The following is a 13,855-nucleotide window of genomic DNA, read 5'->3' as shown; positions in this document are numbered from 1 at the left end:
CTTTAGATTTTAATTTTGTTCAATTGTTTTAAAGTTAGATTACTTTTATAGTGAATTAATTTTATTTTATAGAATATTGGACCTATATTAAGATATTTTAAAATATAAATTACCTATGGTAAAACTTGCATATAAAAAATAAAAATTTTATAATTATATTACAGATTATTTAAAAAAAACATCAAGTTATAAGTTGAAGAAAAGAGGATGTCATGAAGTTATTTCAGCAAAAAACACAAGTTCATAAATTTAAAAATTCAAAAGAATTTATAGAAGAATTCAAGATTTGTAAATCAGATTTTATATTAACAAGTAAAAATGCATATGATACATATTTTAAAAGCTTTGGTTTGGATGCACATGTAGAATATAAAAGTAAGTATGGAACTGGTGAACCTGATGATATAATGATGGATAAATTATTGGATGATTTTTCAAAAACTAATTGTACAAGAATTATTGCTATTGGTGGGGGAGCAGTTATTGATATGGCAAAGTTGTTAGTACTGAAAGATGGAAAGAAATCAAGGGATTTATTTCAAAAAAAGGTTCCTTTAGAAAAAATAAGAGAATTAATAGCTGTTCCTACAACTTGTGGAGCAGGTTCAGAGGTGTCAAATATTTCAATTGCAGAAATAACAGAGATGAATACGAAATTTGGATTAGCTGTAGATGAATTATTTCCAGATTATGCAGTTTTAATTCCAGAGTTATTACTAGAGCTTCCATATTCATTTTTTGCTACAAGTGCAATTGATGCTTTAATACATGCTATAGAATCTTTTGTATCTCCAAAGGCGAGTATTTATACAGAAATTTTTAGCACCAAAGCTATAGAGATGATTTTAAATGGATTTCAGCAAATTGTGTTAAATGGAAAAGATTATAGATTTGATATTATAGAAGATTTTTTGGTTGCAAGTGATTTAGCTGGTATTGCTTTTGGAAATGCTGGGACAGGAGCAGTACATGCACTTTCATACCCATTAAGTGGAGTTTATCATGTTACTCATGGGGAAGCTAATTATCAGTTTTTTATAGAAGTGTTTAAAACATATAATAGATTATCACCAGATGGTAAATTAGCAAAAATAAATATGCTTTTGAGTGAAATAATGAATTGTAAAGTATCAGAGGTATATGAAAAAATGGAAGAACTACTTAATAAAATTATTACAAGAAAAAGTTTAAGAGAATATGGAATGAAAGATTATGAGATAAATAGTTTTGCAGACAGTGTCTTGGATAGTCAACAAAGGTTATTAAATCAAAGTTATGTTAAACTTAATAAAGAAGAAATAGTAAATATATACAGAACATTATATTGATAACTCAAATCTAAAAGTTAATTGCTTTATATTTAGCTATAACTCAAATTTATGAAAAGCGATGGTTTTAATTAAATCATCGCTTTTTATGACTTATATTTTTATAAGATAATGTATCTTGCACTTATTAAAAAATATATATTTCATTTAATTATGACAAATAAAGATAAAATTTAAATATTTTAGAGGTAATTTTATTTATATATAGAATTTTAGAGTAATGATATACAAATGTATTATATTACTATTTTATATCAAAAATAGTAATATAATAGTCATATACATTTAGAAAATTTATTGTTTAAAAGGAGTAGGACTTATGATAAAAAAAGAAATGGGTAATTTTAAAGGAAGTAGTGATTATGTAGTATCACCAGAACTAATGGCATCAGTTAATGTTGCTATAGCACTTGAAAAACCACTTTTAATTAAAGGAGAACCTGGAACAGGAAAAACTATGCTTGCACAAGCAATTTCAAATCAACTACAAAAAGATTTAGTAATTTGGAACATAAAATCAACTACAAAAGCACAGGATGGACTCTATGTATACGATACTGTTCAAAGACTTTATGATAGTCAATTTGGAGGTGAAGGAGTAGATGATATTGGTAAGTACATAAAATATGGTAAATTAGGAGAAGCATTTAGTTCACAGCAACAAGTAATTCTTTTGATAGATGAAATAGACAAGGCTGACTTAGAGTTTCCAAACGACCTACTTTGGGAATTAGATAAAATGGAGTTTTATATAAATGAAACAAAAGAAACTGTAACAGCAAAACAAAGACCTATAGTGATTATAACTTCGAATGCAGAAAAAGAGCTTCCAGATGCTTTTTTACGAAGATGTATATTTCATTATATAGAATTTCCTGATAGAGATATGATGGAGGAAATAGTCAAAGTACATTTTGATAAAGTTGAAGAACATTTATTGGAACAAGTAATGACTACTTTTTATTGGATTAGAAGTTTAAGAGAGATACAAAAGAAACCTAGCACATCAGAATTAATAGACTGGATACAAGCATTGACTTTGAGTGGAATTCCAATTGAAAAAATAGAAAAAGAGGTTCCTTTTGCAGGGATACTGCTTAAAAATAATGAGGATATTGAATCTATGCAAAAACGTTTGTAGTCAATAGGAGCTGAATAATTATGTTTATTAAATTTTTTTATTTATTGAGAGCAAGAGGTCTAGATATATCTTTAAATGAATGGATGACTTTAATTGAAGCACTGGACAAAGGGCTTTGTTATTCAAATTTTTCTAATTTTTACTATCTTTGTAGGATGATTTTAATAAAAAGTGAAAGTAATTTTGACAAATTTGATGCAGTATTTTTGGAGTATTTTAAAGGTATAGAACACAAAGAAGAAATTCCAGAAGAGATTATGAACTGGCTTAAAAAGCCAAATGTTGATTTAGAAGGATTTGAAAGATTAGAACAAAATCCAAATATAAACCTTGATGAATTGAGAGCTAAATTAGAGGAACGTATAAAAGAACAAGACTCTCCACATAATGGAGGAAATTACTGGATAGGAACAGGAGGTACTTCTGAATTAGGTCATTCAGGCAAAGGTCAAACTGGTATACGTATAGGTGGAACTTCAACCTATGGAAGGGCTGTTCTTGAAGTTGCAGGAGAAAGAAAGTATAGAGATTTTAGAGATGATGAAGTTTTAAATATGCGTCAATTTCAAGTTGCATTAAAAAGACTTCGTCAATTTTCTACTAGAATAGATGCTCCAAAGACAGAACTTGACTTAGATAAAACCATTGAAGAGACTTGTAATAATGCAGGGTATTTAAAATTATTCTTTGAAAAACCAAGAAAAAATACAGTGAAGCTTTTGCTACTTATAGATTCAGGGGGTTCAATGAGAGGATATAGTACTTTATGTAATACATTATTTCAGTCTGTAAGTAAATCAAATCACTTTAAAGATGTAAAAGTATACTATTTTCATAACTGTTTTTATGATAGATTATTTACGACACCAGAATGTTGGCTAAGTAAGTCTACTGATACTGAATGGATATTACAAAACATAGATAAAAACTATAAAGTTATAATCGTTGGTGATGCCTCTATGGCACCTTCTGAGTTACTTCATATTGGTGGTAATTATAGAGGTCCATATAATGATACACCTGGAATAGAGTGGCTTAAAAGATTCAAAAGAAAGTATAGTAAAATTGTGTGGCTAAATCCAGAACTGAGAGATGGATGGGATTCAATCAGTTATTGGTATCAGACTCAAAGGTTAATACAAAGTGAGTTTAATATGTATCCATTAACTGTAAAAGGATTGGAAAAATCATTGAAAAATTTAATGGTTGCGAAATAATATAAAAAATGATGGTACAAATTATCTAAAAGATGTACCATCATTTTTTATATTATAAATTGTATAATTGAAATTTAAAAATTATGTAACCTAATACATTTTAGACTTACAAAAAACATATACATTAATAATAATTTTAGAAATTGAGGTGATTATAATAAATTATGAATTAATCGTAAAATACAATGGAGATATATTAAGATTAGAGCAAGAATTAGGTGTTTCAGTAGAAATACTTAATTCTTCATATGCAATAATAACATCAAGTGATGAAGAAGATATAAATAGATTACTGACTTATCCAGAAATAGAGTTTATAGAAAAACCTTTTATATTACAAACTCAAGACATCCAAAGTTTTTCAAGCACAGGGATAACAGGTTTTAAAAATAGAACAGGATTAACTGGAAAAGGGACTATAATTGGTATAATTGATTCGGGTATAGATTATACTTTGCCTGTATTTAGAGATAGTGATGGAAGGTCTAAAATATTATACTATTGGGACCAGTCTATACAAGGAAATCCTCCAGCAGGTTTTAAAGAAGGAACATTATATATTAATGAAGATATAAATAATGCAATAGCTGGTAATACATATATACCTATTTCAACGACTAGTCTACATGGTACACATGTTGCAGGTATTTGTTCAACTATTGCAAGTGATGCTAGGATAATAGTAGTAAGAGTTGGAAATATACAGACAGATGTTTTTTCAAGAAGTACAGAGTTTATGAGGGCGATTAAATTTATTTTAGATAGGGCATTAGAATTAAGAATGCCTGTCACATTAAATATAAGCTATGGAAGTAATGAAGGTTCGCATAGAGGAACTTCTTTATTTGAGCAGTATATAGATGATATGTGTTTATTTTGGAAAAATAATATAGTGGTAGCGGCTGGTAATAATGCAGATAAGGGGGGTCATAAAAGGATTAGACTTCAAAATAATACTACAGAAGAAGTTGAGTTTGTAATTGGAGAAGGGGAACGTATATTAAATATAAACATATGGCCAGATTTTATTGACGATTTTAGTGTACATTTAGTAAGTCCATCAAATAGTCAGACACAATCAATTTCTCTAACTTCAGGTGAAATAAGAAATACTTTAGGAGAGACAAGAATTACTGGTTATTTTTATCCTATAGCACCATATTCTCTTACTAGAAGAGTTACTTTGCAGTTAAGTTCAAATACACAGATAAATCCTGGTTTATGGAGAATTATATTTGAGCCTATAGATATTGTAACTGGTAATATAAATATATATCTACCAACTTCTGAGGGATTAAATAGAAACACGAGATTTTTGATTCCAACTCAAGAACTTACGGTTACAGTTCCTGGAACAGCAAGTAGAGTTATAACTGTAGGTAGTTTCAATTCAAGAACAGATATAGTATCCATATTTTCTGGCGAAGGAGATACACAATTAGGAGTGTTTAAACCAGACTTATTAGCTCCAGGCGAAGATATAATATCTTTTTTACCAGGAGGTACAAGTGGAGCATTAACTGGAACGAGCATGGCTACTCCTCATGTCACAGGAGTTTGTTCGTTGTTTATGGAGTGGGGAATTGTAAATGGAAATGATTTATTTTTATATTCACAAAAGTTAAGAGCATTACTTCTTAGGGGAGCAAGAAGACTAAGTAACCAGCAATATCCGAATAATTCATCAGGATTTGGATTTTTAAATTTATCAGACATAGATTTGTATACTTTATCGAGTATAAATCAAGACTTAGAAACAGAAGACATTGGATATAGAAGCATTAATAAGTCATTTAAAGATGAAGAAAATAATTATAAAATTATAGAAGGTTATAATGCTCAAAGAAATGATGACTTAAATTTGGAGGATTTTCTAAGTGAAAATATGGATAGACAATCAGGAACATTGGCAGGAATAAATGTAATTCATACTCCTGAATTTGAAGATGAGTTAGCCTCATTGGGTATGAGTCAAGATTTTATTAAGTTAAGTGACTCATTTGGTGTATTGTCTATAAATACTACAGACTATAATAGTATACAACGAGTTTTGGAACTCCCATCAGTTATAAGGACGGAATCGACTATAAAGATGACACTGCTTGGAGAGATTAATCAAGGTACTTTTGGTGGTGTAGTTGCAACCGAAGAAATAGGTGTAAATTTTTTTAAAAATAATCCAAATATAACAATAACAGGAAGAGGTACTCTTATAGCAATTGCTGATACAGGAATAGACTATCTACATAAAGACTTTATATATGCAGATGGAACCTCAAAAATAGCCTTTTTATGGGACCAAACAAAGGATGGAACTCCACCTGAAGGTTTTTATATTGGTACAGAGTATACACGAGAAGATATTAATAGAGCAATTGCAGAAAATGATGCTAGTCTATCTCAAGATGAAGTTGGGCAAGGGACTATGATAAGTGGTATATGTGCAGGTCTTGGTAATGTAAATAAGGAATATGCAGGAATAGCTGAAGATGCTGAATTAATAATAATAAAAACTGCTAAGATAGAAGGATTTTATAATAGTGCAATGTTATTTGCTGCGTCTCAGTATGCATATAAAAAATCTTTTGAACTTGGGAGGCCATTAGTAATAAATATATCTTTGGGTAGCAATAGTTTAGTTGGATTGACCAATAGAAGTAATAGTGAAAAAGCATTTTTTACTAGAGGGTTGTGTATAACAGCAGGAGCTGGAAATGAAGGGAACACTCAGACACACACATCTGGAAGAATACCAAATGTAGGAAGTGCTGTTGAAGTCGAGTTGGAATTAAATGAAGAAGAAGAAGAATTATCAGTTGAGCTTTGGTTGAATAAACCAGATAAGGCAGATGTAATAATAGTGTCTCCCACTGGTGAAGAAAGTAAAAGTGTTGGAATATCAAGTTATAATAGGGTAACAGGTTTATTTGATTTAGAAGGAACTGAGTATTCTATAACATATGTATATCCAACTACTTTTTCAGGTCAGCAGTTTACCAATGTTACTCTGAGAAATGCTAAAAGAGGAGTGTGGAAGATTAGATTAGTAGGGGTTTACATTGTAAATGGAATATATAACTTGTATCTTCCAAATAGAGCTCTTTTAAAAAGTGGAACTAGATTTAGAGAGGTTGACCCTTTTTATACTATAAATTATCCTGCTGTTCAGGACGATTTAATAACTATAGGAGCTTACAATACTATTAATAATAGTTTGTGGCAAAGTTCATCAAGAGGGCCAACTATTGAAGATAGATTAAAGCCAGACTTAGTAGCACCAGGAGTTAATATAATAGCTGCATATCCTGGAAATACATATGCAACTATAACTGGTACAGCAGCAGCTAGTGCACATGCTGCAGGAGCTGCTGCGATGTATTTTCAATATACTTTTGTTGATAGGAGATATCCAAATCAAGCATACGTCCAAAAAATAAAAACTTTTATGCAGGCTGGAGCTAGAAAAAATCAAACTACAGAGTATCCAAATACAAGTGTTGGATATGGAACTTTGGACGTTAGAGGTATGTTTGATGTGTTAAGATAGGAGGGATTTATGGAAAAATCTTATTGTATAATTTATCAGGGTGATATAGAAACTGCACTTCAACAAAATGGAATAAATAGATATATGGTTTTAAATAGTCAGCTTGCAGTAATATATGTACCTATGGACTTTGATGAAACTATTTTAAATAATATACTACAAGTTGCTTGGTGGGAAGAATCTGCTCCAATGAGTAGTTTAATTGAAATAACTAATAATATGAATAATGGAGAAACTATTACAACAGCTACTGAAGCAGAGTATATTTACGAGAATCCATATAATGATATAACAGGAAGAGGAATTTTATTAGCAGTTATAGATTCTGGTATAGATTATTTACATCCTGATTTTGTGAACGCAGATGGAACAAGTAAGGTTTTACGATTATGGGATCAGGAAGAAAATACAAATCCACCACCAGAAGGATTTATTTTTGGTAGTGAATTTACAAGAAGTGAATTAAGTTTAGCTATAAGTAGAAATGATGGAAGTTTAAGTCAAGATAATATAGGTACTGGAACTTTGGCTTCTGGTATATTAGTAGGAAATGGAAGAGTAAATTCACAATATAGAGGTATAACTACAGAGTCAGATTTGATAGTGGTTAAATTAAAATCATATACAGATACGTATTATGCTGGAAGGATAAATTATAGTGTTTCAGATTTTTTAGCAGCTATAACATATGTTACTAATATAGCAAAAACAGAAAATAAGCCTATAATAATAAATCTTACTATTGGAGTTAAGTCAGGTGCTGTAGCAACTACTTCCATATTAGACACATTTAATATATTAAGTAGTGCTGGTGTTGTATTAGTAAGTGGCGCAGGTAATCAAGGGAATACAGATATTCATTATGCTGGAAGATTTAGTAGTTTAAATGAAGTCCAAGATGTAATAATACAAGATGGTGACGATTACGCACTTGATATAACACTCAATACAAATGGCCCAGATAAGATAGGGGCACAAATAATATCTCCTTCAGGTGAAGTTAGTCATGATATAAGATATTCCCCAGATTTTTATGTATATAGAGGAAAGTTTAATCTGGAAAATACTACTTATTCAATGAGATTCATCTATCCATATATCACTTCTGGAAATGAAAGTCTAGAGATAAGACTGAGAGATATAAAACCTGGTGTGTGGACGTTGAGGCTAACTCCAGAACTCATAATAGGAGGAGAGTATGACATATATTTACCAAATAAAAACTTGATAGCACCAGATACAAGATTTTTAGACCCAGACTCAGTGGCTACAATAACTATGTATGCTGCTGGTGATGATGTAATTACAGTTGGTACATTTAATAATAAGACTGATAGTATGTGGATTGGTTCATCAAAAGGGCCAATTAGAGGAAGAGGAATTAAGCCAGATATAGTAGCCCCAGGAGTAGATATAATATCTACATATAAAAATGGAACATACAATACAGCAACAGGTACAGGCGTTAGTAGTTCTATAGTTTCTGGAGTCTTGGCCTTATTAATGGAATACTTGGAAAAACAAGATAATATCCCAAGGTTATCATTGTTTACACAAGTTTTAAAAACATATTTAATATTGGGAGCTACGAAGCTCGATATATATACATATCCAAATGTTTCACAGGGATATGGGATTTTAAATTTAAAAAATACAATTCAACAGATAGCAAATACTTTATAAATAAAAAAAATATGTAAATAATGGCATTTTATCTGTTATAAATTTTACTTATGAATTTAATTTGAAAAATTGCTAAAACTATTACAAAATAAATATATAGAGGTGATAGTTTTGGAAAGTAAAAAAGCAAGAGCATTAAAAGGTAAAGATAACAAAAGACTTAGAAGTCCACTTTTAGTTGGAAATGAATCAACAGCAGCATGGGCTGATGTTGAAAAATTAAAACCTCATAGTAAAGTTTCAGTACCTTCACTTAAAGGCGTTGAAGAAGCGAAAGATTGGGTTGATAATGGAAGTAAACTGTAAAAACTTCTATACTTGATAACAAAAATAAATAATTTATTGTATTTAAGTAAAGTAGTATTAGTTTAAAAAGCTTAAAGTTAAACTTAGGCTAATAAACAGCATACTACTTTACTTTTTTTATAGATGTCAGAAGGCAAAATGTAATTTATAAACATTTGAAAGGGAAATATAAATTTTTGAATATAAATGTTTATATTATAGATTATATAAGACTAGTAAATATCAATTGTATAAACTTATTGACTAAAAATTTATAAATTGGTATAATTTTGTTAATTAGCGGAAATAATAGAAGATAAATACTGTGAAGAGAAGAGTAGATATAAAATGTAGTTTTAGCGAGTTGAGGATGGTGAAAGCTCAATACAAGTTTTATATTGAAGAACATCTTGGAGTTTCTAATCGAAAGCTTATTTAGCAAGTAGACTTAGACGGAAGGCACCGTTATAGGCTTTAAGCATTGCTTAACTAAGAGGTCATTTATGACAACTAGGGTGGTACCGCGAAAGTAATAGTCTTTCGTCCCTTTATACAGGGATGAAGGGCTTTTTTTATGGAATTATATTTAGAAAAAATTACTAAAAATTAAACTAGGAGGCTTTAAAATGCAAAAGGAATTTATAACAGTAAAAGAATTGTACAGAGATAAAGAACAGTACATAGGAAAAACTGTCAAAGTAGCTGGGTGGATAAGAACATCTAGAGTATCTAAAAACTTTGGATTTATAGAATTAAATGATGGAAGTTTCTTTAAAAATATGCAAATAGTATTTGATGAAAAAGTTGAAAATTTTAAAGAGATAGGTAAATTGGCAATAAGCTCATCTATACTTGTAGAAGGTGAGTTGGTATCTACAGAAGGAGCTAAACAACCAGTAGAAATACATGCAAAAAATATAGTTGTAGAAGGTGAATCAGATAGTTCATACCCACTACAAAAGAAAAGACATACACTTGAGTATTTAAGAACAATAGCACATTTAAGACCAAGAAGTAATACTTTTTCAGCTGTATTTAGAGTAAGATCAATAGCTGCATATGCAATACACAAATTCTTTCAAGAAAGAAACTTTGTATATGCACATTCTCCAATCATAACAGGTAGTGACTGTGAAGGTGCAGGAGAAATGTTTAGAATAACAACTATGGATTTAAATGATATTCCAAAAACAGAAGATGGAAAAATAGACTATACACAAGATTTCTTTGGGAAAGAAGCTAATTTGACAGTTAGTGGGCAATTAAATGCTGAAATAATGGCACTTTCTTTTAGAAATGTTTATACTTTTGGGCCTACATTTAGAGCTGAAAACTCTTATACAGGAAGACATGCTTCAGAATTTTGGATGATAGAGCCAGAAATAGTTTTTGCAGACCTTGAAGATAATATGGAACTTGCAGAAGATATGATAAAATACGTTATAAACTATGTTTTAGAAAACGCTCCAGAAGAAATGGAATTCTTTAATAGTTTTATAGATAAAGGATTGCTAGAAAGACTAAATAAAATAGTAAACTCTGAATTTGTTAGAATAACATACACTAAAGCAGTAGAGTTATTACTTGAATCAGGACATGAGTTTGAGTATCCAGTAGAATGGGGATGTGATCTTCAAACTGAACATGAAAGATATATAACAGAACAAATATACAATTCTCCAGTATTTGTTACGGATTATCCAAAAGATATAAAAGCGTTCTATATGAGAATGAATGAAGATGGCAAAACTGTTAGAGCAATGGATTTATTAGTTCCTGGTGTTGGAGAGATAGTTGGAGGTTCTCAAAGAGAAGAAAGAGAAGATGTACTATTAGATAGAATTCATGAAATGGGATTAAATGAAGAAGATTACTGGTGGTATTTAGAACTTAGAAAATTTGGTACTGCTACTCACTCTGGATTTGGTCTTGGATTTGAAAGAATAATTATGTATATGACAGGTATGTCTAATATAAGAGACGTTATACCTTTCCCAAGAACTCCTAAAAATGCTGAATTCTAATAATTGTAACCTATAATATGATTATATAATTTTTCTATATAATAAATAGCTTGTGTGCTATCTGATTTAGATACATACAAGTTATTTTTATTGTGTTTACAAATATATGTAGTTTGCTTATTCATATTTTATTATACAATGTAATTATAAGTTACTTATACTAGGAGGATAAATAATTGGACTTGGCGATTATACAATAGAAGGTTGTGAAATGATTGGTGAACAAACTGCTAAACTTTATTTTAATCCTATTGGGTATCCTTATGATGGAAACGAAGTGCTTCAAGAGGCACTAAAAGCTTTTGGAGTGACAATAGTGAGTGTGATTGGATAACGTTTATTGTGCTATACTATAACTAGTAGAGTAATTTTTTGGAAGTTTAAATATAAATTATATTTAAGCATTATCTTTATGTAAATAGTATAAAAATATATAAGGTAATTTAAATCTAAAAAATTATTGAATAGTATATTTATTACACAAAAAGTTTTATCATTATCATGAGGGGGAAGTAATAATGTTTAAGAAAGGGTTGTTTATAGTTTTAAGTTTGGCACTTATATGTACAGGCTGTAGTTCAAAAAATGGTTCTAAAGGTAAGCAAGCAGACAGAGATAATTCTCTTATACTATTAAAAAATGATGAGAATAACTCAGACGATATGACAGATGTATACATAAAGACAGAAGGTAAGGATGAAGAAAAAATAGCATCAGATGTACCTACATATACTAAAAAAGATTATATAAATGGAGAACAATCAATATTAATTCAAGATAAAGGAAATAATTTATATAAGTATAACCTAAAAAAAGAAAAGGAAAAAATAGCATCAGATTTATCTTCTGATGAAATTAATTCATATGAATTTATGCCTTCTTCAAACACTATAGCATATATATCATCAGAAAAATCTTTGTATGTAAAATACGATGGAAAAGATAAAGAAAAAATAGCTAATGATGTTGTATTGTATAGGATGTCTACAGATGGAAAATTCATATATTATATGAATACAGATGAAGAGTTATATCTATATAAAGAAGATGGAAATAAAGAAAAAATATCTACTGATATACAGAGCTTTGATATTGTAAATAATAAAGGGGATGTAATATTTATAAATAATGATGACAATTTATATTTAAAAAGTACAGATAAAAATGATAAGGTCAAAATTAGTTCAGATGTATCAAATTTATGGGGGGTAAAATCTAATGATGAAGAAATTATGTATATAAGTGAGTATAATTATAAGGATTTGAAAGGTGAGTTATATTTGTACAAAAATAATGTTAGTGAAAAAATAGCATCAGATGTTAGGTCTTATAAATATAGAGATAATAAATTTTATTTTATAAATAGTGATGATGAATTGTATGAGAAAGAAATAGGTAAAGAGGTGTCTAATAAAATAAAAGCAGACATTAATTATGTAAGTTTTATTAAAGATGGAATTGTATTTACAAATTCTGATGGAGATATATATATTAAGAAAAATAATAAAGAAGACGAAAAAATAGGCAATGATATGAAAGAAAATTCTAATGTATCTATTATTAATGATGAGGAATTACTTTATATTAAATCAAGTGGGGAGTTATTTTTAGATAAAGACAAGATAGCAAGTGATGTTGTTGGCTATTCATTTAATTCAGAGAATATAGCATATTCTACTAAAAATAAGGAAATACATTTTTATAATTTAAAAACTAGGAAAGACAATATAGAAATAAACAATGTAGGGAAATATTCAGAAGTTTATTTAGGGAATAAGTTGATTTACTCTAAAAATTTGGAGCCAAAAGATTTAAATGGTTTTTGGAAAGCTGATGAATATAATATATTTGAATTTGAAGAGCCAAATAAGATAAAACTTTATAGTAAAAGTGAAGAAGAAAGTAATTATACAGTTAAATATGAAGTAGAAAGTTCAGATAGTAACAGCATAGTATTAAAAGGAAAAGATACTTTATCAAAGGAAAAATTTACTATAACTAAATTTACTAGTAATGAAATTTCATTGCAAGCTAATAACGTGAGTGGCACACTTAATAAGATTTCCAAAGAAGAAGCTGAAAAATTTATTAAGAGTATAAATAACAAGGAAAATAGTGAAAATACTGATAAAAAGAGCAATAAAAGTGATTCAGGTTCAAGTTCTAATACGAAAAATAAGGAAGTAAGTTATGATGATGATTATATTATATATGATAGTGATTCTAGAGTATTAACTAAAGATGAACTTGGGCTTTATAGTAAAGAGGAGTTGGCCTATATAAGAAACGAAATATTTGCAAGGTATGGATATGTATTTAAAGAAGAACCATATAAGAGTTATTTTAGTAATAAGTCATGGTATCAGCCAGATTATAGTATAGGAGCTGATACAGATGTTTTAAATTCTGTAGAGAAACAAAATGTATCATTGATTAAGGAAATGGAAAATTAAGTAATAAGAAAATTTAAAATACATGTCTAAATGTAGTATAAGATAGTCTATAAACATTAAAATTGAAATGTGAATTAATTTTAAACATGAATTAATTATATATAAAATTATTAAATCTATAAGTTAGACTTAAGCATAACTTATAGATTTAATAATTCATGTATGAATCTAAAAAGC

The 13,855-nt window shown here is 29.0% G+C and carries 9 protein-coding genes and 1 other annotated feature; all 9 genes read left to right on the top strand.

What is annotated here, in order from left to right:
* The first annotated feature begins 212 nt into the window (after positions 1-212).
* Positions 213-1,328: a 4-hydroxybutyrate dehydrogenase gene (locus KGF48_RS19190; RefSeq protein WP_227868463.1), complete on the top strand. Its 1,116-nt coding sequence runs from the start codon at positions 213-215 to the stop codon at positions 1,326-1,328.
* Positions 1,329-1,647: 319 nt separating this feature from the next.
* Positions 1,648-2,469: an AAA family ATPase gene (locus KGF48_RS19185; RefSeq protein ID WP_227841159.1), complete on the top strand. Its 822-nt coding sequence runs from the start codon at positions 1,648-1,650 to the stop codon at positions 2,467-2,469.
* A gap of 20 nt (positions 2,470-2,489) precedes the next feature.
* Positions 2,490-3,686 (top strand): VWA domain-containing protein, encoded by a 1,197-nt coding sequence (locus KGF48_RS19180; protein WP_227868462.1) that lies wholly within the window; start codon positions 2,490-2,492, stop codon positions 3,684-3,686.
* Between the two features lie 148 nt (positions 3,687-3,834).
* Positions 3,835-7,233 (top strand): bifunctional germination protease/germinant receptor pseudoprotease CspBA, encoded by a 3,399-nt coding sequence (cspBA, locus tag KGF48_RS19175; protein ID WP_227868461.1) that lies wholly within the window; start codon positions 3,835-3,837, stop codon positions 7,231-7,233.
* Between the two features lie 9 nt (positions 7,234-7,242).
* Positions 7,243-8,916 carry a bile acid germinant receptor pseudoprotease CspC gene (cspC, locus tag KGF48_RS19170; RefSeq protein WP_227841161.1) on the top strand — a complete coding sequence of 558 codons (1,674 nt, stop codon included), beginning with the start codon at positions 7,243-7,245 and terminating at the stop codon, positions 8,914-8,916.
* A 111-nt stretch (positions 8,917-9,027) separates the two neighbouring features.
* A complete protein-coding gene (locus KGF48_RS19165; protein ID WP_255614817.1) occupies positions 9,028-9,222 on the top strand; it encodes a CDIF630_02480 family spore surface protein in 195 nt (64 codons plus the stop codon).
* Between the two features lie 295 nt (positions 9,223-9,517).
* Positions 9,518-9,752 (top strand) — a binding site (T-box leader).
* A gap of 75 nt (positions 9,753-9,827) precedes the next feature.
* Positions 9,828-11,225, top strand: a complete 1,398-nt coding sequence (gene asnS / locus KGF48_RS19160; protein WP_227437264.1) for an asparagine--tRNA ligase — start codon at positions 9,828-9,830, stop codon at positions 11,223-11,225.
* Positions 11,226-11,436: 211 nt separating this feature from the next.
* Positions 11,437-11,559 (top strand): hypothetical protein, encoded by a 123-nt coding sequence (locus KGF48_RS20450; RefSeq protein WP_255642559.1) that lies wholly within the window; start codon positions 11,437-11,439, stop codon positions 11,557-11,559.
* 184 nt (positions 11,560-11,743) lie between these two features.
* Complete coding sequence (locus tag KGF48_RS19155) at positions 11,744-13,678, top strand: YARHG domain-containing protein (protein WP_227868460.1); 1,935 nt, start codon at positions 11,744-11,746, stop codon at positions 13,676-13,678.
* The last annotated feature ends 177 nt before the right edge of the window (positions 13,679-13,855 follow it).

The sequence above is a fragment of the Clostridioides sp. ZZV15-6388 genome (genome assembly GCF_020657755.1).
Classification (GTDB): domain Bacteria; phylum Bacillota; class Clostridia; order Peptostreptococcales; family Peptostreptococcaceae; genus Clostridioides.
This window is presented reverse-complemented; position numbering and strand designations above follow the sequence as displayed.